At 72.5% G+C, this 23827-nt stretch carries 19 protein-coding genes; 7 read left to right on the top strand and 12 right to left on the bottom strand.

Features of this window, described 5'->3' with window-relative positions:
* Positions 1-213: 213 nt before the first annotated feature.
* Positions 214-1617, bottom strand: coding sequence for a dihydrolipoyl dehydrogenase (lpdA, locus tag EIZ62_RS16445; RefSeq protein WP_156693419.1), 1404 nt, complete (start codon positions 1615-1617; stop codon positions 214-216).
* A gap of 110 nt (positions 1618-1727) precedes the next feature.
* Here lpdA and EIZ62_RS16440 point away from each other — a divergent pair, with 110 nt between their 5' ends.
* On the top strand, positions 1728-2405 hold the full coding sequence (locus EIZ62_RS16440) for a FadR/GntR family transcriptional regulator (RefSeq protein ID WP_156693418.1): 678 nt from the start codon (positions 1728-1730) through the stop codon (positions 2403-2405).
* Positions 2406-2450: 45 nt separating this feature from the next.
* Positions 2451-3734 carry a CynX/NimT family MFS transporter gene (locus EIZ62_RS16435; protein WP_156693417.1) on the top strand — a complete coding sequence of 428 codons (1284 nt, stop codon included), beginning with the start codon at positions 2451-2453 and terminating at the stop codon, positions 3732-3734.
* A 92-nt stretch (positions 3735-3826) separates the two neighbouring features.
* On the opposite strand, the gene EIZ62_RS16430 is transcribed toward EIZ62_RS16435, so the two are convergent.
* The 5 genes from EIZ62_RS16430 to EIZ62_RS16410 all read right to left on the bottom strand — a co-directional run bounded on the left by EIZ62_RS16430 (position 3827) and on the right by EIZ62_RS16410 (position 7784).
* Positions 3827-4072 carry an SGM_3592 family protein gene (locus tag EIZ62_RS16430; protein ID WP_156693416.1) on the bottom strand — a complete coding sequence of 82 codons (246 nt, stop codon included), beginning with the start codon at positions 4070-4072 and terminating at the stop codon, positions 3827-3829.
* 144 nt (positions 4073-4216) lie between these two features.
* Positions 4217-4936: an ABC transporter permease gene (locus tag EIZ62_RS16425; protein WP_156693415.1), complete on the bottom strand. Its 720-nt coding sequence runs from the start codon at positions 4934-4936 to the stop codon at positions 4217-4219.
* 16 nt (positions 4937-4952) lie between these two features.
* Complete coding sequence (locus EIZ62_RS16420; RefSeq protein ID WP_156693414.1) at positions 4953-5864, bottom strand: ABC transporter ATP-binding protein; 912 nt, start codon at positions 5862-5864, stop codon at positions 4953-4955.
* A 49-nt stretch (positions 5865-5913) separates the two neighbouring features.
* Positions 5914-6807 carry an ABC transporter permease gene (locus EIZ62_RS16415; protein WP_156693413.1) on the bottom strand — a complete coding sequence of 298 codons (894 nt, stop codon included), beginning with the start codon at positions 6805-6807 and terminating at the stop codon, positions 5914-5916.
* Positions 6804-7784 (bottom strand): ABC transporter ATP-binding protein, encoded by a 981-nt coding sequence (locus EIZ62_RS16410; protein ID WP_208827943.1) that lies wholly within the window; start codon positions 7782-7784, stop codon positions 6804-6806. Before EIZ62_RS16410 ends, EIZ62_RS16415 begins: the two co-directional genes overlap by 4 nt.
* Positions 7785-8011: 227 nt before the next feature.
* Between EIZ62_RS16410 and EIZ62_RS16405 the strand changes: the two genes are divergently transcribed.
* From EIZ62_RS16405 to EIZ62_RS16390, 4 genes are all read left to right on the top strand, one after another.
* A complete protein-coding gene (locus tag EIZ62_RS16405) occupies positions 8012-8878 on the top strand; it encodes a M24 family metallopeptidase (protein ID WP_244375742.1) in 867 nt (288 codons plus the stop codon).
* The gene (locus EIZ62_RS16400) at positions 8875-10677 is read left to right on the top strand and encodes an SDR family oxidoreductase (RefSeq protein ID WP_156693412.1); all 1803 of its coding nucleotides are present in this window, start codon (positions 8875-8877) and stop codon (positions 10675-10677) included. Before EIZ62_RS16405 ends, EIZ62_RS16400 begins: the two co-directional genes overlap by 4 nt.
* Positions 10678-10819: 142 nt before the next feature.
* Positions 10820-11773, top strand: coding sequence for a MerR family transcriptional regulator (locus EIZ62_RS16395; RefSeq protein WP_156693411.1), 954 nt, complete (start codon positions 10820-10822; stop codon positions 11771-11773).
* A 135-nt stretch (positions 11774-11908) separates the two neighbouring features.
* Positions 11909-12451: an RNA 2'-phosphotransferase gene (locus EIZ62_RS16390; protein WP_156693410.1), complete on the top strand. Its 543-nt coding sequence runs from the start codon at positions 11909-11911 to the stop codon at positions 12449-12451.
* Between the two features lie 61 nt (positions 12452-12512).
* Here EIZ62_RS16390 and EIZ62_RS16385 read toward each other — a convergent pair whose 3' ends face one another.
* Positions 12513-13406, bottom strand: a complete 894-nt coding sequence (locus EIZ62_RS16385) for an LLM class flavin-dependent oxidoreductase (protein WP_156693409.1) — start codon at positions 13404-13406, stop codon at positions 12513-12515.
* Positions 13407-13500: 94 nt separating this feature from the next.
* On the opposite strand from EIZ62_RS16385, the gene EIZ62_RS16380 reads away from it, so the two are divergent.
* Positions 13501-14361, top strand: a complete 861-nt coding sequence (locus EIZ62_RS16380; protein ID WP_156693408.1) for a Cof-type HAD-IIB family hydrolase — start codon at positions 13501-13503, stop codon at positions 14359-14361.
* Positions 14362-14365: 4 nt separating this feature from the next.
* Here the strand turns inward: EIZ62_RS16380 and EIZ62_RS16375 are convergent, their stop codons facing one another.
* The 5 genes from EIZ62_RS16375 to EIZ62_RS16355 all read right to left on the bottom strand — a co-directional run bounded on the left by EIZ62_RS16375 (position 14366) and on the right by EIZ62_RS16355 (position 23700).
* The gene (locus tag EIZ62_RS16375) at positions 14366-15601 is read right to left on the bottom strand and encodes a peptidoglycan DD-metalloendopeptidase family protein (RefSeq protein WP_244375740.1); all 1236 of its coding nucleotides are present in this window, start codon (positions 15599-15601) and stop codon (positions 14366-14368) included.
* Between the two features lie 89 nt (positions 15602-15690).
* On the bottom strand, positions 15691-17466 hold the full coding sequence (locus EIZ62_RS16370) for a sensor histidine kinase (RefSeq protein ID WP_156693407.1): 1776 nt from the start codon (positions 17464-17466) through the stop codon (positions 15691-15693).
* A 20-nt stretch (positions 17467-17486) separates the two neighbouring features.
* Positions 17487-21137 carry a thiol reductant ABC exporter subunit CydD gene (gene cydD, locus EIZ62_RS16365; RefSeq protein WP_156693406.1) on the bottom strand — a complete coding sequence of 1217 codons (3651 nt, stop codon included), beginning with the start codon at positions 21135-21137 and terminating at the stop codon, positions 17487-17489.
* 15 nt (positions 21138-21152) lie between these two features.
* Positions 21153-22157 carry a cytochrome d ubiquinol oxidase subunit II gene (gene cydB / locus EIZ62_RS16360; protein WP_156693405.1) on the bottom strand — a complete coding sequence of 335 codons (1005 nt, stop codon included), beginning with the start codon at positions 22155-22157 and terminating at the stop codon, positions 21153-21155.
* Between the two features lie 16 nt (positions 22158-22173).
* On the bottom strand, positions 22174-23700 hold the full coding sequence (locus EIZ62_RS16355; protein WP_156693404.1) for a cytochrome ubiquinol oxidase subunit I: 1527 nt from the start codon (positions 23698-23700) through the stop codon (positions 22174-22176).
* Between the last annotated feature and the right edge of the window lie 127 nt (positions 23701-23827).

Genomic DNA, 23827 nt, shown 5'->3' with positions numbered 1-23827 from the left:
GTGGGCACAGCGGCGCACCCGCGCGAAGACGCGGCGCCGCACCGCGCCGGGGGCGGCCCGCGCGTACGCGAGACGCGCGCTCGAAGCGGCCACCCCCGGCGCCGTCCCCCGTGCGAGCGCCGCCCCACCAATGTCCCCCGGACGCACGGCGCCGCGCCACCGGATTACCGGTGCGCCGCGCCGCACGGCCCGTACCGCTCCGTGCCGTACCGCTCAGAAGTTGATCATGTGGCCCGCGAGCCCGTGCACGGCCTCCTTGACGGCCTCGCCCAGCGTGGGGTGCGCGTGCACGTTCCGCGCCACCTCGTGCACCGTGAGGTCCCACTGCTGCGCCAGCGTCAGTTCCGGCAGCAGCTCCGTGACGTCCGGCCCGATCAGGTGCGCGCCGATGATCTCGCCGTACTTCGCGTCGCTGATCAGCTTCACGAACCCGGTCGTGTCACCCAGCCCGTGCGCCTTGCCGTTCGCCATGAAGGGGAACTTCGCGACCTTGACGTCGAAGCCCTTCTCCCGCGCCTGCTCCTCCGTCCAGCCGAAGCTGGCGATCTGCGGCTGGCAGTACGTGGCGCGCGGGATCATCGGGTAGTCGAGCTCCATGGTCTCGGCACCCGCGAGCGTCTCGGCGGCCACCACGCCCATCGCCTCGGCGGTGTGCGCGAGCATCAGCTTCGCGGTCACGTCACCGATCGCGTAGATGTGCGGCACCGACGTCCGCGACCGTCCGTCGACGTCGATCGCGCCGCGCTCGGTGAGCTTCACGCCGGTGTTCTCCAGGCCGTACCCCTCGACGTTCGGCGCGAAGCCGATCGCCTGGAGCACCTTGTCGGCCTCCAGCACCTGCTGCTTGCCGTCCTTGCCGGTCACGGCCACCCTCACCTGCTCACCGGACTCGTCGATCGACTCGACGCGCGTCGAGGTCAGCACGTCGATGCCGAGCTTGCGGTACTGCTTCGCCAGCTCCGCCGAGACGTCCTTGTCCTCCAGCGGCGCGATCCGGTCGAGGAACTCGACGATGGTGACCTTCACGCCGTAGTTGTGCAGCACGTACGCGAACTCGATGCCGATCGCGCCGGCGCCGGCGATCACGATCGAGCGCGGCAGCTCGCCCGCGAGGATCTGCTCCTCATAGGTGACGACGCGCTCGCTGCGCCGCGTGCCGGGCAGCAGCTTGGGCGTCGCGCCGGTCGCGATGATGCAGTGGTCGAACGAGACGGTCGTCGAACCGCCGTCGGACAGCGCGACCTCGAGCGTGTTGGCGTCCACGAAGGTGCCGCGACCCGTGAACTCGGTGATCTTGTTCTTCTTCATCAGGAAGTGGACGCCCTTGACGCGGCCGTCCGCGACCGTGCGGCTGCGCCGGAACGCCTCGCCGTAGTCGAAGGAGACCTCCCCGTCGACCTTGATGCCGTAGGTCTTCGCCTCGTGGGTGAAGAGGTGGGCGAGTTCGGCGTTGCGCAGCAGTGCCTTGGTGGGGATGCAGCCGACGTTCAGGCAGACACCGCCCCAGTACTTCTCCTCGACCACCGCGACGCGCTTGCCCAGCTGGGCGGCGCGGATGGCGGCGACGTATCCGCCGGGGCCTGCTCCGAGTACGACGACGTCGAAGCGGTCTGACATGGCTTGCTCCCCAGGGTGTGAGTGAGTGCGGCTGTGCCCACAGTAATCCCGGAGGCAAGTTGTAGGATGACTGGGCAACCGGGCGAATGAGTGAGTGGGGTAGGGGACGGATGGCACTGAAAGCCGCGGGGCGGACCTCCCTCGTCGACGCCGTCGTGGACCAGCTCCGCGCCCAGCTCGCCGGCGGCGAGTGGACCGTCGGCGACCGCATCCCCACCGAGCACGAGCTCGCCGGGCAGCTCGGCGTCGGCCGCAACACCGTCCGCGAGGCCGTCCGCGTCCTCGTCCACGCCGGTCTACTGGAGTCCCGGCAGGGCAACGGCACGTTCGTACGCTCCACCGCCGACGCCGCCGCCGTGCTGCGCACCGTCCGGGCCGCCGGCGCCCTGGACGTCCTGGAGCTGCGGATCGCCCTGGAGACGGAGGCGGCACGGCTCGCGGCCGCCCGGCGCGACACCCACGACCTGCTGCGGCTGCGCGCCGCGCTCACCACCCTGCGCGAGGAGGGCGACCGGGCCGCCGACGCCGACCTGGCCTTCCACCGGGCGGTCGTCGAGGCCACGCACAACGCCGCGTTCACCGAGGTGTACCGGTTCTTCTCCGCGCAGGTCCACGAGAGCCTCGTCGAGTCGCTGGGCGACCACGAGATGCCCGCCATCGATCTGGACGCGCATGAGGCGCTGGTCGCGGCGATCGAGGCGGGGCAACCGGACGCGGCCGGGGCGGCGGTGCGCGAACTGCTGCGCGTGCCGCTGGAGACGGTCCGCTCGATCGTCGCGACCCGCTGAACCTCCCCCCGTACGTATGTCGTCGTCGTGAAAGGTGCTGTGCACGTGGCACGCCCGGAATCCGTCCGTCCGCTCCTCCTGGACGCGGAGGCCGACGCCCTGCCCTCACCCCGGGGCGCCGCCGCGCGGAGGGCGTTGCTCGCCCACCCGGTGCTGCTGCTCGCCGGCATCGTGCTCGCCTCGCTGAACATGCGGGCGGCGCTGGCGAGCGTGTCGCCGCTGGCCGGGGAGATCAGCGCCGCCTTCGGGCTGTCATCGACGGCGACCTCGCTGATCACGTCGGTCCCGGTGCTGTTCCTCGGCGTGGGCGCGGCGGTGGCGCCGTGGCTGGGGCGGCGGCTGGGCACCGAACAGGTGCTGCTCGGAGCCCTGTTGCTGCTGGCCGCCGGCATCCTCGTACGCGTACTGCCCTCCCTCTACGCGCTGTACGGCGGAGGCGTCCTGGTGGGCACGGCGATCGCCCTGCTCAACGTCCTCATGCCGGGCCTGATCAAACGGGACTTCCCGGACCGGGCCGCGTCGATGACGTCCGTCTACACGGGCGCGATGATCGCGGGTGCGACGGTGGTGGCGGCGGCGTCGGTGCCGTTGGAGCGGGCGTTCGGGGGCAGTTGGGAGGCGTCGCTGGCGTTCTGGTCGCTGCTCGCGGCGGTGGCGGCGGCGGTGTGGCTGCCGCAGGTCCTGATCGCCCGCGGGCGTACGGGCCGGGAGGTGCGGGTGGCGGCAGCCCCGGCGGGCCCGGTGCGCGGTGTCTGGCGTTCGGCGCTGGCGTGGCAGGTCACCCTGTTCATGGGCCTGCAGTCCCTCTGGTCGTACGTCCTGATCGCCTGGATGCCGACGATCCTCACCGACCACGGGATGAGCCGGTCGACGGCGGGGGTCGTGTTCGCGTTCAACAACCTCGTCCAGGTCGCGGGCGCGTTCCTGGTGCCGCTGCTGGCCGGCCGGATGCGGAGCCAGCGACCGCTGGTCGCGCTGGTGACGTCCCTGGTGGCGGTGGGGTACGCGGGGCTGATGGTGGAGCCGGTGTCGGGGGCCTGGCTGTGGGCGGCGGTGCTCGGGGTCGGCCAGGGCGGGGCCGTGGGCCTGGCGCTGACGCTGATCGTGCTGCGCAGCGGGGACGCGGTGACCGCCTCGCGGCTGTCGGGGATGGCGCAGACGGTCGGGTACCTGCTGGCGGCCGCCGGGCCGCTCGCGGCCGGCGCGGTCCACGAGGCGACGGGCGGCTGGACGGTGCCGATCGCGCTGGTCCTGTGCGTCTGCGCGGCGGCACTGGTGACGGGCCTGCTGGCGGCGCGCGACCGCAGGGTCCGGGTCGGGGCGCGGTAGGGACGCCCGGGTTTTCAGGGCGCCCAGGTCCGGGGGCACCCGGGTCCAGGGGCGCCCGCGCTCAGGGGCAGCCGGGTTCAGGGCGCCCGCGCTCAGGGCGTGTCGTCGCCGTCCTTCTTGCGGCGGCGCCGTCCTCGCCGGCGGGCCCGGCTGAAGAACCAGCCCGCCGGGGGTTCGTCGGAGCGCCAGGGCTGGGGCTCGGGCGGGCGGCCGCGCCAGCGCGCGGCGAGCATCCGGGCCCGGGCGGACGGCTCGGTGGCCTCGGCGGAGCGTATGAAGTCCTGGTCCAGTTCGACGTCGTCCCAGGAGCCGTCGCGGTCCTCATGGTCTGCGGCCATGGCTGCCTCCTCCGTACGGCAAGTGTGCCCGACCGGCGCGTCAGGCCGGTGTGAACGCGGGGAGGCTGGGCGGGGGCCCGGACCCGTCGCGGCTCGGGGCCCCGCACGCGCGCGTGCGGGCCCCGGGTGCGTACGCGCGCGTGGCTACTCGTCGCCCGCCAGCGTCAGCGTCCGCAGCTTGTGGCCGGCGAACCAGGTGGCCGCCACCGTCACGCCCGCCAGCAGCGCCACCGCGGCCGGCAGGCCGACGTCCGAGGCGACCAGCCCGTCTCCCGTGACCTTCTCGGCGACGGCGAGCGCCCACTGCTGGACGCTCAGGGTCTTGGCGCCCGCGATGAGGCTGCCGAACACGGCCTCCCACACCAGGGCGTAGACGAGCCCGATGACGACCGCGTGGCGGCTGACCGTGCCGAGCAGCAGGAACAGCGCGCTGTAGGCGATCGAGGCGACGAGCGCGGCGACGGTGTGGGCGACCGCCACCTGCTGGCCGTTGCCGTTGAGGATCATTCCGGCGAGGAAGGTGGGCACCGCCGAGAAGACCATGGTCACGGCGATGGCCACGATCAGCTTGGTGAAGATGATCGTCGGTCGTTTCACCGGCTTGGCCAGCAGGTAGACGATCGAGCCGTCGTCGATCTCGGGCGCGATGGCGCCCGTGCCGGCGATGACTCCGATCAGCGGCACCATCGTGGCGAGCGCGAACCCGCCGAGGACGTCGGCGGCGATCTGGTCGTCGGCGCCGTTGAAGGCCCGTACGGCGGCCGCGATGAGCAGCAGGAGGCCGGGCAGGACGAAGAGGATCGCGGCCCGGCGGCGGCCGAGCAGGGCCCGGTAGGTGAGCCGGGCGACTGTGGGGTTGTACATGGTCGTGAGGCTCCCTTCAGGCCGCGACGAGGTACGAGAAGACCGACTCGAGGGACTCGTCCGAGGGCGAGACCGTGAGCAGCCGGATGGAGTGCGCGCGGGCGACCTTCGGGAGCAGTTCGGTGAAGCGCGCGAAGTCCACCGCCTGGATGCGCAGGGCGCCCTCCGTGACGTCCACGTCGATGCCGGCGGTCGACGGGTCGGCGATCAGCGCGGCGGCCAGGGCGCGGTCGTCGCTGGACCGTACGAGGTAGCGGTGCGGCCGGTCGGTCATCAGGCGCCGGATGCGGCGGAAGTCGCCGCTGGCCGCGTGCCGGCCGGCGACGATCACCTCGATGTGGGAGGCGAGTTGCTCGACCTCCTCCAGGATGTGGGAGGAGAACAGGACGGTGCGGCCCTCGGAGCCCATCCGCCGCAGCAGGTCCATCAGCTGCATGCGCTGGCGCGGGTCCATGCCGTTGAACGGCTCGTCCAGCAGCAGCACGGACGGTTCGTGGACCAGGGCCGAGGCCATCTTCACGCGCTGCCGCATGCCCTTGCTGTAGGTGGCGATCTTGCGGTCCTGGGCGTACTCCATCTCCACGGTGGCCAGGGCCTTCTGGGCCTCGGCGGCGCCCAGGCCGTGGAGTTCGGCGTTGGCGACGACGAACTCGCGGCCGGTGAGGAAGTCGTACATCGCCTCCCGTTCGGGCACCACGCCGATGCGGCGGTAGACCGACTCGTTGCGCCAGATCGGCTGCCCGTCGAGGGTCACGGAACCGGAGGAGGGGGCGAGGAACCCGCCCATCATGTTGATCAGGGTGGACTTTCCGGCGCCGTTGGGGCCGAGCAGTCCGGTCACTCCGGGGCCGATGGACATGGTGACGTCGTTGACGGCCACGACGTTGCCGAACCACCGTGAGACGTGGTCGATGGAAAGAGTGCTCATGGGCGAAGCCCATTCCTTTGAAGGGTGGTGGTGGGCGACGGGAGGGCGGTCACAGCCCGACCTTTCGGTAGCGGCGCAGCAGGACGGCGTAGGAGCCCGCGATGAGGGCGAGGACGACCAGCAGGTAGACGACTCCCTGTCCGGCGCCCGGTCCGGCCTCGGCGGGGAAGGAGGACGAGGCCCCCAGGAAGGCGGTCTGCACGCCGTCGACGAGGGTGATGGGCGAGAACAGGCCGAGCCACGGGACGGCGTCCAGCGAGTCGGTGTTCCAGGCGATGGCCTGGAGCGTGGTGACGGCTCCGTAGGAGATGGTGAGGGCGGCGATGACCGCCGCGACCCCGAAGCCGCGGCGCGGAGTGAGCGCGGCGAGGACCAGGCCGATCCCGCCGAAGAGCAGCGACAGCAGTGCCACGGAGACCAGCCCCTGTCCGAAGCCTTGCGTCTGGTCGGCGAAGTCCATCTTCGCGAGCAGCGATCCGATGTAGAGGATGAGCAGCGGCGAGGCGGTCAGGATGAACAGCGCCGAGGCCATCGCGCCGTACTTGGCGACGACGTAGTCGACGTGCTCGATGGGGCGGGAGAAGTACAGCGGCACGGTCTTGAAGCGGAGGTCGCGCGAGACGGACTGGGGTGCCTGGGAGGCGAGGAACAGGCCGATGACGGCCTGGGTGAAGATCGCGTACCCGGTGTAGTCCAGCGGCAGGTCCTTCATCTTGGTGGCCACCGCCACCGCGACGACGATCAGGGCGGGGACGCACATCACCGCGAAGAGGATCATCGGCAGCACCTTGGACTTGGCGCTGCGGCCCAGTCCGTAGGCGCCGCGCAGCGACTGCGAGAACAGCGAGCGGCGGGCGTAGGCCCGGCCGAGGCGGGGCCCGTCGTAGTCGCGGTAGCCGATGTTGTGGATCCGCGTCTCGGTGCGCGTGGTGGGCGTGCTCATCGGGTCGGCACCTCCTGCGGCCGGCTCGTGGCGGCTTCCGTGCCGGGGCGGAAGACCTCGGCGATGTGGTGGCGGCGCTGTTCCATCCGGACCAGGCCGAGGCCGAGTTCGGCGACGGTGTCGCGCACGAGGTCGTACGTCTCCTCGCCGGTCGCCTCCAGCAACAGGACGTGGCCGGCGCCGGGCATGCCGTCCTCCACGCGCGCGTGGAAGGTGACTCCGGCCGCCGTGAGGGCCTCGCGGAGGGCCGCCGTGCCGTCGGGGTGCGCGTCGGTGTCGGTGACCTCCACGGCGAGGGTGGTGGTGACCTGGGTGAAGTCGCTGGTGGAGCTGGAGCGCAGGAGCTTGCCGCCGTCGATCACGACGACGTGGTCACAGGTGCGTTCGAGTTCGCCCAGCAGGTGGGACGTGACCAGGACCGAGATGCCGAAGTCGGTGTAGACGCGGCGGATCAGGCCCAGCATCTCGTCGCGGCCGACCGGGTCGAGGCCGTTCGTCGGCTCGTCGAGGAGGACCAGCCGCGGGTCGTGGACCAGTGCCTGGGCGAGTTTCACGCGCTGCTTCATGCCGGTCGAGTAGCCGCCGATGGGGCGGTACCGCTCCTCGTACAGCCCGACGTGGCGCAGGGTGTCGGCGGTGCGCTCGCGGGCGGCGGTGGGCGGCAGGCCGGACATGCGGGCCATGTGGACGACGAACTCGGTGGCCGAGACGTCGGGCGGCAGGCAGTCGTGCTCGGGCATGTAGCCGACCCGCTCGCGGATGGCGGCGCCGCTGGTGGCGACGTCGAGGCCGAGGACCTCGGCGCGGCCCTCGGTGGCGGGGGACAGACCCAGCAGGATCTTGATCATGGTGGACTTGCCGGCTCCGTTGGCACCCACAAGTCCGGTCACACCGGGCCCGATGTCCAGGGAGAGCCGGTCGAGAGCGGTCACCCGGGGGAACCGCTTGCTGAGGCTTTCGGTCGCGATCACAGTCACGTCGTCGACGGTAGTGGCGCAGACCACAGCGGTCGTCAGACCAGGCGGCTGGATCGGTGTCCGACTCAAGGCGTACGCGCCCGTAGGGGCGCGGCACCGCACGGGCCGGCGCGGTCGGGGTTTTCCACAGGCGGTGCACGCCCCTTGACGCAGCCGCCGGGCATTGTCACATTCATCAGTGTCAAGTTACGACCGCGTACGGCACACGGACGGACGGGCGGGTTGGCATGGCCTTGGTTTCCCCTGCGACATCACGGGCGTCGGACTTCGCGGAGCGGGACGCGCGGCTGGACGGGTTCCGGCGGGTACAGCGCCTGGCGTACGAATGCGCCGAGGCCGTCGCCGCGCAGCTCAAGCCGGGCGTGACGGAGCGCGAGGCGGCGCGGATGCAGCGCGAGTGGCTGCGCGAGCGGGGTGTGCGGGACTGGTTCCACCTGCCGTTCGCCTGGTTCGGCGACCGCACCGCGTTCGTGGACTTCCGGATACCGCTCCAGTTCTTCCCGACGAACCGGCGGCTGGAGGCGGGGATGCCGTTCATCCTCGACATGGCCCCGGTGTACGGGGGCTTCACCGCCGACATCGGGTATTCGGGCTGCCTCGGGCTCAACCCCCTGCACGACAAGCTGCTCTCCGACCTGCGCGAGCACCGCGAGCTGATCCTGCGCGAGGCGCGGGAGCGGCGCCCGCTGCGGGAGATCTACGAGGACGTGGACCGGCTGATGGTCCGGCAGGGGTACGCCAACCGGCACCGCGCGTATCCGTTCGGCGTCATCGCCCACAAGGTCGACCGGGTCAGGGAGCGCCGCTGGAACCCGACGCTCTTCGGGTTCGGTACGCAGGCGCTGAAGGGTCTCGCGAGCGACGCCCTCCACGGCCACCGCGAGGGCTGGTCGCCGTTGTGGTCCCCGTACCGGTTCTCCGACCATCCCCCGCGGCCCGGGTTGTGGGCGGTCGAGCCGCACATCGGTTTCAGGGGCACGGGCGCGAAGTTCGAGGAGCTGCTGGTCGTCACCGACTCCAGGGACCCCGGACAGAGCGCGTTCTGGCTGGACGACGATCTGCCGCACGTGCGGCGCTGGGCGGAGGAAGCGTGAGTCGCGAGGGACGTCTTGAGGGCCGCTCCGGGGGTGTCCTCCGGGACGCGCGGGAGCGCTGGGTGCGTACGGGCGGGATCGAGCTGTGCGTGGCCGAGCTGGGCGACGCGGCCCGGCCCACGGTGGTGCTCGTACACGGGTACCCGGACTCCAAGGAGGTGTGGTCCGAGGTCGCCGGGCGGCTCGCCGAGCACTTCCACGTGGTGCTGTACGACGTGCGCGGGCACGGCAGGTCGACGGCGCCGCGGCCGCTGCGCGGCGGGTTCACGCTGGAGAAGCTGACCGACGACTTCCTGGCCGTGGCGGACGCGGTCAGCCCGGACGAGCCGGTGCACCTGGTGGGACACGACTGGGGGTCGGTGCAGGCGTGGGAGTTCGTCACGGTCCGGCGCACCGAGGGGCGGATCGCCTCCTTCACGTCGATGTCCGGGCCGTCGCTGGATCACTTCGGGCACTGGATCAAACGGCGCACGACCCGCCCCACCCCCCGCCGGGTGGGCCAGCTGCTCGGCCAGGGCGCCCGGTCCTGGTACGTGTACGCGCTGCACACCCCGGTCCTGCCGGAGCTGGCCTGGCGCGGCCCGCTCGGCAAGCGGTGGCCCGGTCTCGTACGGCGCATGGAGGGGGTCCCGGCCGACGGCTACCCGACCGCCTCCCTGCCGTCGGACGCCGCCCACGGCGCCTGGCTGTACCGGGACAACGTCCGCGCGCGGCTGCGGCGCCCGCGCTCCGACGCGTACGCCCACGCGCCCGTGCAGCTGATCACGCCCACCGGTGACGCCTTCCTGTCGGAACGGCTCTACGACGATCTCGGCGAGTGGGCGCCGCAGTTGGTGCGCCGGACGCTGCCGGCCAAGCACTGGGTGCCGCGCACCCGGCCGGACCAGCTGGCGGCGTGGATCACCGAGTTCGTGACGGCGCACGAGGAACGGGGTGGCGAGGTCGCGGCCCCGGTGGCGGCGGGCCGGCGGTACGCGGACCGGTTCGGCGGCCAGCTGGTCCTGGTCACGGGAGCCGCCAGCGGTATCGGGCGGGCCACGGCGTTCGCGTTCGCCGAGGCGGGCGCGCGGGTGGTGGCGGTGGACCGGGACGCGGAGGGTGCCGCCCGGACGGCCGCGATGGCCCGGCTGGTCGGCGCTCCGGACTCCTGGGGCGAGGCGGTGGACGTCAGCGACGAGCAGGCCGTGGAGAAGCTCGCCGACAAGGTGTCCGCCGAGTACGGCACGGTGGACGTGCTGGTCAACAACGCCGGGATCGGGCTGTCCGGGGCCTTCCTCGACACCACGAGCGACGACTGGCGGAAGGTCCTCGACGTCAACCTCTGGGGCGTCATCCACGGCTGCCGGATCTTCGGGCGGCGCATGGCCGAGCGCGGGCAGGGCGGGCACATCGTGAACACCGCCTCGGCGGCCGCGTTCCAGCCCTCCCGGATGCTGCCCGCGTACAGCACGTCCAAGGCGGCGGTCCTCATGCTCAGTGAGTGCCTGCGCGCCGAGCTGGCCGGCCGGGGCATCGGGGTCACCGCCGTGTGCCCGGGCATCGTGAACACCAACATCACCTCCACCGCCCGCTTCGCCGGGGTGTCCGCGGACGAGGAGAAGCGCCGGCAGAAGAAGACCGCCCGGCTCTACGGACTGCGCAACTACCCGCCGGAGAAGGTCGCCGACGCGATCCTGCGGGCGGTCGTGCGGAACGAGGCGGTGGTCCCGGTGACACCGGAGGCCCATGGTGCGCGGCTGCTGTCGCGGTTCGCGCCGGGGGCGCTGCGGGCGCTCGCCCGGCTGGAGGCGAAGCTGTGACCGGGTTCGGGACCGGACTGCGGACCGGGTTCGGGACCGGACTGCGGACCGGACCGCGGACCGGGTTCCGGCGGTCGCGGTCGTACCATCCGTCGCAGGGCGGTCCCGGGTAACGGCGGGGGACGGGGAACAGGGAGCGGGCGTGGACGAGCGGGCGGCACGGACGGCGGCGGCCGAGTACCGGATCGAGGACCTGGCGCACCACAGCGGAGCCACGGTCCGGACCATCCGCGCCTACCAGGACCGGGGCCTGCTGCCGAAGCCCGAGCGGCGCGGCCGGGCCAATGTGTACGGGGAGACCCACCTGGCCCGGCTGCGCCGGATCGCCGACCTGCTGGACCGCGGCTACACCCTGGCGTCCATCAAGGAGCTCCTGGAGGCCTGGGACTCCGGCCGGGGGCTGGGCGGCGTCCTGGGACTGGTGGCCGAGGTGGACGGCCCGTGGACGGACGAGGAGGCCGACCGGATCACCCGGGCGGACCTGGACGCCGCCTTCGGCGGGACCCCGGACGAGGAAGCGGTGGAGGAGGCGCTCGAGCTCGGCGTATTGGAGCGGATTCCGGGACGGGACGACGAGTTCCTGGTGCCGAGCCCGCAAGAGCTGGCGGTGGCCGCCGAGTTGTACGCGGCCGGCGTGCCCCTGCTGGCAATCGCGAGTCATCTGCGGGAGCTTCGGGCGCAGGTGGAGCACATAGCCCACCGTTTCCTGGAGTTCACCACGGAGCACGTCTTCGCCCGGTACCTCGACCACCGGCCGCCCACGGACGCCGACGCGACCGAGGCGGCGTCCCTGGTGCGGCGCCTCCGCCCCCTCGCCCAGCAGACGGTGGACGCCGAACTGGCGCGCGCGATGCGCATGTTGGCTTCGCGCCACCTCCAACAGCACCTGTCGCCGAACGGCCCGCCCGTGCCGGACCCGGAGCACCAGACCGTGGCCCTGCCCGCCTCGACGATCCGGGCCGTTTCGCGGCTCGTTGGGGAACGGAACACGTCCGCGTTCATCGCCGCGGCCGCCGAACGGGAAGTGCAGGCACGGACCTTGGACGCGCTCTCCATAAACAGCCCTGATCGGATGAGATTTGGCCAAAGTGGCTGAAATGACTAGGCCGTTGTCCACAGATTCGTCAAATGGCTTGTGCATAAGGCGAGTTGTTTGTGGATCAAACCTACGAGCGAAAATTTCTGTGGCCGGGCGACCGTGACGCCTGCCACGCTGACCGGTGTGAACACCATGGACGACAGACGCACCGTGAAGGTGTCGAAGTACCTCTCGAAACACTTGCGCCACCAGCCCGAGCGGATCGGGCTGGTCCTCGATCCGAACGGCTGGGTCGCCATCGACGACCTGCTGCGGGCGGCCGCCGAGCACGGCGTGCGCATCAGCCGCGCCGAGCTGGAGCACGTCGTGGCCGTCAACGACAAGCGGCGCTTCACGATCGACGGCGAGCGGATCCGCGCCAACCAGGGCCACACCGTGGACGTCGACCTGGACCTGCCGACGGCCGTGCCGCCCGCGTACCTCTACCACGGCACCACCGGCCGCGCGCTGGACGCGATCCGTACCGAGGGGCTGCGCCCGATGGCCCGCCACCACGTCCACCTCTCGCCCGACCGCGAGACCGCGACCCGGGTCGGCGCCCGCCGGGGCCGGCCCGTCGTGCTGTCCGTGGACGCCGCGGCCATGCACCGGGACGGCCACGTCTTCCACGTCAGCGCCAACGGGGTCTGGCTCACCGACGCCGTACCGCCCGCCTACCTCCGGTTCCCGGACTGAGCGCGACCGGGCGCGTCCGGGAGCCACCGGCGGCGACCCGCGCCGGACGAGTCCGCCCACGTCAGCGCAGCTGGGCGAGCGCCTCCGTGGCGATCCGCTCGTACACCTTCTCGTCGGCGGCGAACATCGAATCCGCGATCGGCGCGTGGACCACGATCTCCGTGAAGCCCAGCTCGGCATGGCGGCCCGCGAAGTCGACGAAGGCGTCGAAGGACTCCAGCGGGCGGTCCGGGGTGAAGCCCGCCAGCAGGACCTTGTCCAGCTCCGCCACGTCCCGCCCGGCGTCCGCGCACGCCTTGCCGAGCTTCTCCAGCTGGCCGCGCAGAGCCGCACGCGACTCCTCCGGCGTCCCCGTCCCGAACAGCTTCGGGTCCCCGGTCGTCACCCACGCCTGCCCGTGCCGCGCCGCCAGCCTCAGCCCGCGCGGCCCCGTCGCGGCGACCGCGAACGGCAGCCTCGGCCGCTGGACGCACCCCGGGACGTTCCGCGCCTCTCCCGCCGAGTAGAACGACCCCTCGAAGGTCACCGACTCCTCCGTCAGCAACCGGTCCAACAGCGGTACGAACTCGGCGAACCGGTCCGCCCGCTCCCGTGGCGTCCACGCCTCCTGGCCCAGCGCCGTCGCGTCGAAGCCGTTGCCGCCCGCGCCGATGCCGAGCGTGATCCGGCCGCCCGACACGTCGTCCAGCGAGATCAGCTCCTTGGCGAGCGTGACCGGATGCCGGAAGTTCGGCGAGGTCACCAGGGTGCCCAGCCGGAGCCGCTCCGTCGCCGTGGCCGCCGCCGTCAGCGTCGGAATCGCGCCGAACCACGGCCCGTCCCGGAACGGCTCGCGCCACGACAGGTGGTCATAGGTGTACGCGGTGTGGAAGCCCAGCCGCTCGGCCCGGAGCCACGCTTCGCGGCCACCATCGGACCAGCGACGGGTAGGGAGTATCACTGTGCTCAGACGCATACTTCGAGCCTACGGTGTCCCACCTGCAACACCCCAGGGCTCAGATGTGCAGCTATCCGCACGCCCGTGCACCCGCGTACGGGACAATGGGGCCGTGACCTCAGCGACCTCTCCCCGCCCCCGGCCCACGGCACAAGGACGTCCCCGGCTGATCGCCACCGACCTGGACGGAACGCTCCTGCGCGACGACAAATCGGTCTCCCACCGGACGATCGCGGCGCTCGCCGCCGCCGAGGAGGCCGGGATCGAGGTCTTCTTCGTCACCGGTCGCCCCGCCCGCTGGATGGGTGTCGTCAGCGACCACGTTCAGGGCCACGGCCTGGCCATCTGCGCCAACGGCGCGGCCGTCGTGGACCTGCACTCCGGCGGCAGGCTCCTGGAGGTCCGGCCCCTGGAGCGGACGACCGCTCTCGACGTCGTCCGGACCCTCCGCCGCGAGGCACCCGGCACCAACTTCGCCGTCGAGCTCACGACCGGCTTCCACTTCGAGCCCGACTACCCGCCCTTCTGGCTCGACCCGTCCGCCACGATCGCCCCCGCAGAGAAGATCCTGCACGAGGACGAGCCCGGATCCGGCGCCCCCGTGCTCAAGCTGCTCGCCCACCACACCGACCTGACGCCCGACGGCTTCCTCACCCTGGCCCGCACGGCCGCCGGCGACCGGGCGAGCATCACCCGCTCCAGCCCCAGCGCGCTGCTGGAGATCAGCGGCCTCGGCGTGTCCAAGGCCAGCACCCTCGCCCTGTGCTGCGCCGAGCGCGGCATCTCCGCCGACGAGGTCGTGGCGTTCGGGGACATGCCGAACGACATCGAGATGCTGTCCTGGGCAGGCCGCTCGTACGCGATGGGCAACGCCCACCCCGACGTGGTCGCCGCCGCCTCCGGCCGCACCGTCGCCAACAACGATGACGGCGTGGCCCGCGTCATCGAGGACCTGCTCGACGCGACCGCCTGACCGCTCACCGGGACGCCGGGAGCCGCACCCCGTGCTCGCGCAGCCAGCGCACGGGGTCGACGGCGGCGCCCATGTGCGGGGTGAGGCGGATCTCGAAGTGCAGGTGCGGCCCCGTCGAGTTGCCGGTGTTCCCGGACCACCCGATCGGCTGCCCGGCCGCGACCGGCTGCCCCGGGGACACCCGGGGCGCGGCGAGGTGCGCGTACTGCGAGTACCAGCCGCCCGCGTGCCGCACCACCACCTCGATCCCGAACGCGCCACCGCAGGCGACCGACTGCACCCGGCCCGCACCGACGGCCCGCACCAAAGTGCCCACGGGCACCGCGAAGTCCTGGCCCGTGTGCCGGCGCGCCCAGTGCGCCCCCGCCCGGTGGAAGCCGGCGGACAACACGTACTCCTCCACCGGCGCCACCCACGCGCGCGCCGCTCCTGCCGCGGGCCGGCGCGGTCCACCGTGTACCGCGCCGGTCCGGCTTCCGGCGCCCACGCCCGCGGCGCCGGTGACGGCGTCGGCGTCGGCGTTGGCGCGCAGCCCGTCGGTCCCGCCGCCCCGGACGGCCGCCGCGGCTCCGGTCTGTGCCCCGGCGGCACTCCCCACCCGCGGAACCACCCCGAGCCCCGCCACCGCATGCTCCACGACGCCCCCACCCGCGCCAGGCACCGCCGCGCTCCCGCACCGGCCCGCGGCCACCTTCCGGTCCGCCTCCGCCTGGAGCCGCCACTGGGCCCGCTCCAGCCGGAGCGCGATGCCCCGCCGGAGCGCCGCCAGCCGCTCGCGGCGGGCGTCCAGGTCGTGCCACGCGGACCGGGCCTCCCCCTCGGCGCGCGCCAGACGCCGCTCCGCCTCGCCCGTGCGCTCCATGAGACGGTTCACCGCCCGGTCCGCCTGCCGGGCGAGCCGCTCCGCCCGCATCACGCCGTCGGCGTCGTCGCCCAGCAGCAGCCGCGCCGCGAGTCCGGCGGAGCCGCCGGCCCGGTACTGGGCCCGCGCCACCTCCCCCATCCGGTCGTTCAGGACGGCCAGCTCGCGCCGCTTCGCGACCAGCTCACGCTGGAGCCGGCCGGCCAGCGCACGCTGCGTGGCGGCCGCGCGCCGGCCCCGTTCGTACGTCTCGGTGGCCCGCGCGGCCTCGTCGTACAGCCGCGCCACCTCGGCGGCCGCGCCGCCCGGCCCGTCGGCGGCGGCCGCCGGGGGCTGGGGGAGCAGGGCGAGCAGGACGGCCAGCGCCACGAGCACCATCCTGGGATGGTGGCGCCGGGCGCGCCCGAAGTCCGGCACCCCAGCGGTGTCGTACCGCCGTCCGGCGCATCCCGGTTCCGCCGACCGGCCTACGGACGCCCCCGCGAGGGTGCCCGCAGTGGCGCTTCCCAGACCAGCGTCGTACCGCCGCCGTCCTCGCCGATGCCGGGCCCGCACCGGCTGGACCCGCCCAGTGACTCGGCCCGCCGCGCGAGGTTGCGCAGACCGCTGCGCCGGCCGCCCTCCGGGAGGCCCACGCCGTCGTCCGCGACGGTCAGCCGTACGCCCGCGCTGCCGTCGGGGAGCGTCGCCGTGGCGTCCACGACGACCTCGATCCGCTGCGCGTGGGCGTGCCGGAAGGCGTTGGACAGCGCCTCCCGCAGCGCCGCCACGAGGTTCTTGCCGGTCAGCTCGTCGACCACCGTGTCGACGGGGCCGGCGAACCGGTGCGCGGGCGTGAACCCCAGGGGCACGGCCGCCATGTTGATCTCCCGCAGCACCCGGGTGCGCAGGCCCGACGGCACCTCGGCCGGGCCCTGCTGGAGCGCGAAGACGGCGGTGCGGATCTCCTGGATGGTGACGTCCAGTTCGTCGACCGCCCGTTCCACGCCGTCCTGGACGGCGGGGGCGAGGTTCTTGCGCTGGGCGCTCTCCAGCATCATGCCGGTGGCGAACAGCCGCTGGATGACCAGGTCGTGCAGATCGCGCGCGATCCGGTCCCGGTCCTCGTACACCGCCAGGCGCTCCCGGTCGCGCTGCGCCTCGGCCATGATCAGCGCCAGTGCGGCCTGGGAGGCGAACTGCGTGGCCAGGGTGCGTTCCATCTCGGTGAACTGGCGGGCGCCCGGGGCGCGCGGGGTGGCCAGCGCGCCGAGGACCCGTCCGCCGCTGTGGAGCGGCAGCATCATGCTGGGCCCGTACAGCCGCGCGAGTCCGGTGATCATGCGCGGGTCGGTAGCCGCGTCCGCGACGAACACCGGTTCACCGGCCAGCAGCCGCTCGACGACCGGGCTCTCCGGCGGGATGACGACGCCCAGCGCCGTGGACGGGTCGTCGGCGGAGACGGCGACGATCTCCAGACCGCCGCTGCCGTCGGCGGCCGGCAGCAGCACGACCCCGGCGGACGCGTCGGCGAGCCTGCGGGCCTGTTCGGCGACGACGGAGAGGGCCTCGTCGGCGTCGCCGCCGGAGAGCAGGGCCGTGGTGACGGCCACCGAGCCGTCGATCCACCGTTCGCGCTGGCGCGCCGCCTCGTAGAGGCGGGCGTTGCCGATGGCGATCCCCGCCTCGGTGGCCAGCACCCGCACCATGTGCAGGTCGTCGTCGGTGAACTCGGCCCCGTCCCGCTTCTCCGTCAGGTAGAGGTTGCCGAAGATCTCGCCCTGGACGCGGATGGGTACGCCGAGGAAGGTACGCATCAGGGGGTGGCCGGCCGGGAACCCCGCCGCGCGCGGATCCGCCGTCAGATCGGCGAGCCGCATGGCCTCGGGGTGGTGGATGAGCGCGCCGAGCAGCCCCGCGTGGCCGTCGGGGCGGCGGCCGATCGCACGCGCGATCTCGTCGGGCACCCCGTGGGTCACGAAGTCGGACAGGCCGCCGCCCTCCTCGTCGACCACACCGATGGCGGCGTAGCGGGCGTCGGCGAGTTCGGCGGCGGTCTCGCAGATCCGGTCGAGGGTGGAGTGCAGTTCGAGCCCGGTGCCGACGGAACGCATGGCCTCCAGCAGTTGCGGGACGCGGGCGGTCAGCTCGGTCGACAACCCCTGGAAACCCTGCGGGTCCTTCGGGCCCTTCGGGTCGTTGGGGTGCTTCGACTTCTTCCGGTCCGTCGGGTCCTTGGGGTCGTTGGGCCGCGGCTCGATCATGACAGTGAGCGTAGTTAGTCCTATTTGGCGAGGAAAGTCGGCTTCGCCGCCGGACCGGTCAGCAGCCGGTCGGCCGCCCGCTCGCGCTCCAGCATGCCGCGCAGGGGGCCGTCCGCGGCGGCCAGTTCGGCGTAGGGCCCCCGCTGGACGGTGCGCCCGTCCTCCAGGACGACGACCTCGTCGACCGCGCCGAGGCCGTGCAGCCGGTGGGTGATCAGGACGGTCGTACGACCCTCGGTGGCCCGCAGCAGGTCGTCGGTGAGCGCGTCCGCCGTGGCCAGGTCCAGGTGCTCGGCGGGCTCGTCGAGTACGAGGACGGGGAAGTCCGCGAGGAGCGTACGGGCGAGTGCCAGCCGCTGCCGCTGACCGCCGGAGAGCTGGGCGCCGTGCTCTCCGACGAGCGTGTCGAGGCCCTCCGGGAGGTCCCGCACCCACTCCAGGAGCCGGGCGCGCTCCAGCGCCGCGCACAGCTCGTCGTCGCTCGCGGCGGGCCGTGCGAGCCGCAGGTTCTCCCGGATGGAGCTGTCGAAGGTGTGCGCGTCCTGGGCGCACAGCCCGACCAGGCGGCGTACGTCGTCGCCGTCGAGCCCGGCCGCGTCCGCCCCGCCGATCCGGTACGTGCCGTCGTGGGCGTCCAGGAACCGCAGCAGCACCTGGGCGAGCGTCGTCTTGCCCGAGCCGGACGCCCCGACGACGGCGACCCGCCGACCGGGTTCCAGCCGCAGGTCGAACGCCGCGAGGGCGTCCCTGTCCTGCCCCGGGTACCGGGCGCCGAGCCCCCGCAGCTCCAGCGGGAACGCACCGCTCGGCGCCGGCTGCGGCTCGCGCGGTTCGTGTACGGGCACGGGGGCGTCGAGCACCTCGTACACCCGCCGCGCGCTCCGCTCCACGCGCTGGCGGTACTGCACGGCCAGGGGGAGACCGGTGACCGCTTCGAACGCGGCCAGCGGGGTCAGCACGACCACGGCCAGCGTCACGCCGTCGAGCCGCCCGTCGTGCACGGCCTGTACGCCCACGAGGGCGGCCGCGGCCACGGTCACCCCGGCGACCAGCGCCGAGAGGCCGCCGCCCAGGGCCGTGGCGGTGGCCTGGCGGGTGGCGATCCGGGTGAGGGCGCCGTCCGCCTCCCGTACCCGGTCGATCCGCCCGGTGAGCGCGCCCGCCACCGTCAGCTCGGCGCAGCCCCGCAGCAGGTCGACGATCCGGGTAGCCAGCACACCGCGCGCGGGGGCGAGCCGCTGCTCGGCGCGGCGGGCGACCGCGCCGGTGACCAGCGGCACGGCGACACCCGCGACGAGGAGGCCGGCCGCGAGGACCGCCCCGGCCTCGGGCAGCAGCCATGCGGTGAACCCGACGGCTCCCGCACCGACCACGGCGGCCGCCCCGGCAGGCAGCAGCCAGCGCAGCCAGTAGTCCTGGAGGGCGTCCACGTCGGCCACGAGCCGCGACAGCAGGTCGCCGCGCCGTACCGTGCGCAGCCCGGCCGGCGTGATCCGCTCCAGCCTGCGGTAGACGGCGACCCGCAGCTCGGCGAGCATCCGCAGCACGGTGTCGTGGGAGACGAGCCGCTCGGCGTACCGGAACACGGCCCGCCCGATGCCGAACGCCCGGGTCGCGGTGACGGCCACCATCAGGTACAGCACGGGCGGCTGTTCGGAGGCGCGCGAGATCAGCCAGCCGGACACGGCCATGAGTCCGACGGCCGAACCGAGGGCGAGGCTCCCCAGCAGCAGGGCGAGTCCGAGCCGCCCGCGCTGTTCCCCGGCCGTCCCCCGCACCCGGGCCAGCACGCCACCGCGCCCCGCCGCCCGGACGTGCGCGCCGGCGGCAGGCACGCCGGCAGGCGCGTCCGCCGTGAGCGCGTCGGTCTGAGGCGCGTCCCCTTCGGATGTGGTGGGCGCGTCCGCGTCGGGCGCCTGAGGCGTGTCCGCTCCGGGCGTTCGCTGCTGCCCGCCCACGAGGCCGAACGCCGCGTCGAGGGCGTCCAGACCGCGCGGCGTACCCGCCGAGTCGGTGACCGCCCCGGCGGGCACGGACTCCTGGAGCGTCACGACCCGGTCCGCCACCGCGAGGAGCGCCGGGCGGTGGACGACCAGCAGCACCGTGCGCCCCCGGGCGAGGCGGCGCACCGCGTCCACCACAACCGCTTCCGTCTCGCCGTCGAGGGCCGCCGTCGGCTCGTCGAGCAGCAGCAGCGGCCGGTCGGCCAGGAACGCGCGTGCCAGGGCGAGCCGTTGGCGCTGGCCCGCCGACAGGCCCGCGCCGTCCTCGCCCAGCACCGTCCCGGCGCCCGCCGGCAGCGCGTCCACGAAGGCGGCCGCCCCCGCGTCCCGCAGCGCCCGCGCGACAGCCTCGTCGTCCGCGTCCGGGCGGGCGAGCCGTACGTTCTCCGCGATGGTCCCGGCGAACAGGTACGGCCGCTGCGGCACCCACGCGATCCGCTCGCGCCACCGCTCCAGGTCCAGCGACGCCAGGTCGACGCCCCCGACGCGTATGCGGCTCCCGTCGTCCGACGGCTCCGCGAAGCCCAGCACCACGTCCAGCAGCGTCGACTTGCCGACCCCGCTCGGCCCGACCAGGGCGACCGTCTCGCCGGGCTCCACCACCAGCGACGCCCGGTCCAGCGAGGGCGAGGTGCGCCCCGGGTGCCGCACCGTCACGTCGTCCAGCTCGAGCCGCAGGGTGCCGGGCACTGGCGCGCCGCCACCCGTCCGGAGCGGTGTCTCCAGGACGGTGAAGATCTCCTGCGCGGCCGACAGTCCCTCCGCCGCCGCGTGGTACTGCGTGCCGACCTGGCGCAGCGGCAGGTACGCCTCGGGAGCCAGGATCAGGATGACGAGGCCCGTGTACAGGTCCAGGTCGCCGTGCACCAGCCGCATGCCGACACCGACGGCGACCAGCGCCACGGAGAGCGTGGACAGCAGCTCCAGCGCGAACGACGACAGGAAGGCGATCCGCAGCGTCCGCAGCGTCGCCTGCCGGTACTCGGACGTGATCGCGCGGATCGACTCGGCCTGGGCCTTGGCCCGGCCGAAGACCTTCAGCGTCGGCAGGCCGGCGACCACGTCCAGGAAGTGCCCCGACAAGCGGGACAGGAGCTTCCACTGCCGGTCCATCCTCGACTGGGTGGCCCAGCCGATGAGCACCATGAAGATCGGGATCAGCGGCAGGGTCCCGACGATGATCGCCGCCGACACCCAGTCCTCGGTGACGATCCTCGCCAGGACGGCCACCGGAACCACTACGGCCAGCCCCAGTTGCGGCAGGTAGCGCGAGAAGTAGTCGTCGAGCGCGTCCACGCCCCGGGTCGCCAGGGCCACCAGCGAGCCGGCCTTCTGGCCGCCGAGCCACCCCGGCCCCAGCCCGGCCGCCCGCTCCAGCAACCGCCTCCGCAGCTCCGACTTGACCGCGGCGCTCGCCCGGTGCGCGGCCAGCTCGGTCAGCCAGGAGACCACGCCCCGCCCGACCGCGACGGCGGTGAGCAGCACCAACGGCGTGATCAGGTCCCCGCCGCCCAGCCCCCGCTGGAAGGCGCCCACCACCACCTCGGCGATGAGCATGGCCTGGGCGACGACCAGCGCCGCCCCGATGACCCCCAGGGCCACCACCGCCGCCAGGAACAGACGGGTGGCCCGGGCGTACCGGAGCAGACGCGGGTCGATCGGTTTCACGTGAAACATCCCCTACTAGTGCGCGGCGTCGGCGATGTGCTGCGTACCGATGCGCTTGCGGAACACCCAGTACGTCCAGCCCTGGTAGAGCATCACCAGCGGCGCGGCGATCGCCGCACACCAGGTCATGATCTTCAGTGTGTAGGGGCTGGAGGCCGAGTTGCTGACGGTCAGGCTCCACTCCGGGCTCAGCGACGAGGGCATGACGTTCGGGAAGAGCGTCAGGAAGAGCATCGAAACCGCGGCCGCGATCGCGACTCCGGACAGCGCGAACGACCATCCTTCGCGCCCCGCCCTGATGGCGCCGACCGCGCCGACCAGCGCCATCGCGGCGACCGCCATGGCGACCAGGCTCGTTCCGTCACCGCGCGACGCCTGGAGCCATCCGAGGAAGGCCAGGGACAGCACGACGGTGACGGCTCCCAGGGTGAGCGCCAGCTTCCGCGCCCGCACCCGGATGTCGCCGACCGTCTTGAGGGCGGCGAACACCGTCCCGTGGAAGGTGAACAGCGTCAGCGTCACCAGTCCGCCCAGCAGCGCGAACGGGTTGAGCAGGTCGAGCAGCGTGCCCACGTACTCCTTCGACGCGTCGATCCGCAGCCCGCGCACGATGTTCGCGAAGGCGACACCCCACAGGAACGCCGGGATCAGCGACGTCCAGAAGATGGCCTGCTCCCAGTTGCGCTGCCACTTCTCCTCCGGGCGCTTGGCCCGGTACTCGAAGGCGACGCCCCGCACGATCAGGCAGACCAGGATGGCCAGCAGCGGCAGGTAGAAGCCGGAGAAGAGCGTGGCGTACCAGTCGGGGAAGGCTGCGAACGTGGCCCCGCCCGCCGTCAGCAGCCAGACCTCGTTCCCGTCCCAGACGGGTCCGATGGTGTTGATCAGCACCCGCTTCTCGACCCGGTCGCGGGCGAGCAGCTTGGTCAGGACGCCGATCCCGAAGTCGAAGCCCTCCAGGAAGAAGTAGCCGGTCCACAGGAAGGCGATGACGACGAACCAGATGTCGTGGAGTTCCATGCCTCAGCTCCAGTTCTCAGTACGAAAAGGCCATCGGCCGGTCGACTTCACGCTCGGGGTTCTCCGGGTCCCGGTCGTGGCCGCCGATCCTGGTGGGCGGGTTGAGGTCGGCCTCCGTCAGCTCGGGCGGGCCGGCCTTGACGTACTTCACGAGCAGCTTGACCTCGACGACGGCGAGGATCGCGTACAGCGTCGTGAACACGATCATGGAGATGAGGACCTCGGCCTGGGACACCCCGGGCGAGACCGCGTCACGGGTGCGCAGCACGCCGTACACCACCCAGGGCTGGCGGCCCATCTCGGTGAAGATCCAGCCCCAGGAGTTCGCGATCAGCGGGAAGGCCAGGGTCCAGAGGGCGACGAGCCAGTACATCCTGGTCAGCTTGGGGCTGAGGGCGTTCCGGAACAGGACGAGGTGGGGCACCTCGTCGTCCCCCACGCGCATGCGGGCGGGCAGCAGGAACCGCTTGCGGGTCAGCCACAGGCCGAGCAGACCGAGCGAGAAGGACGCCATGCCGAAGCCGATCATCCACCGGAAGCCCCAGTAGGCGACGGGGATGTTGGGCCGGTAGTCGCCCGGGCCGTACTTCTCCTGAAGGGCCTTGTTGGTGTCGTTGATGCCCGGCACGTAGGACTCGAAGTCGCTGTGTGCGAGGAAGGAGAGCAGGCCGGGGATCTCCACCGCGACCTTGTTGTGGCCCTTGTCCACGTCGCCGACGGCGAACACGGAGAACGGCGCCGGCTTCTCGCCCTCCCAGAGGGCCTCGGCCGCGGCCATCTTCATCGGCTGCTGCTCGTACATGACCTTGCCGAGGAAGTCGCCGCTGATCGCGGTGAACATGCCGCCGATCACCACGGTGACCAGGCCCAGTCGCAGCGAGGTCTTCATCACCGGGACGTGCTTCCTGCGCGCCAGGTGGAAGGCGGCGATGCCGACCATGAAGGCGCCACCGGTGAGGAAGGCGGCGGACATGGTGTGGAAGACCTGCGTCAGCGTGGTGTTCTGGGTGAGGACCAGCCAGAAGTCGGTGAGTTCCGCGCGCCCGGTCTTTTCATTGATCTTGTACCCGACCGGGTGCTGCATCCAGGAGTTGGCCGCCAGGATGAAGTAGGCGGACAGAATGGTGCCGATCGACACCATCCATATACAGGCGAGGTGGATCTTCTTCGGCAGCTTGTCCCAGCCGAAGATCCACAGGCCGATGAAGGTCGACTCGAAGAAGAACGCGATCAGCGCCTCGAAGGCGAGCGGCGCCCCGAAGACGTCCCCGACGAACCGCGAGTAGTCGGACCAGTTCATGCCGAACTGGAACTCCTGCACGATGCCGGTGACCACGCCCATCGCGATGTTGATGAGGAACAGCTTTCCCCAGAACTTCGTCGCCCTGAGGTACTTCTCCTTCTCGGTCCGCACCCATGCCGTCTGCAGACCGGCGGTGAGTGCGGCGAGGGAGATCGTCAGGGGAACGAAGAGGAAGTGATAGACGGTGGTGATGCCGAACTGCCACCTCGCCAGCGTCTCTGGCGCCAGAGCCAGGTCCACGTCAGCTTCTCCTTACGGCCTACGTCCTACGGTCCGGACGTCCTAGCGTCGCCTCGCCGATTCCGGTGGATCACGGGAGGAACCAGGCGCGCTTGTGAATGCGTTCACAATCACAAGCTATTATGAC

The organism is Streptomyces ficellus, assembly GCF_009739905.1.
Taxonomy (GTDB): domain Bacteria; phylum Actinomycetota; class Actinomycetes; order Streptomycetales; family Streptomycetaceae; genus Streptomyces; species Streptomyces ficellus_A.
This window is presented reverse-complemented; position numbering and strand designations above follow the sequence as displayed.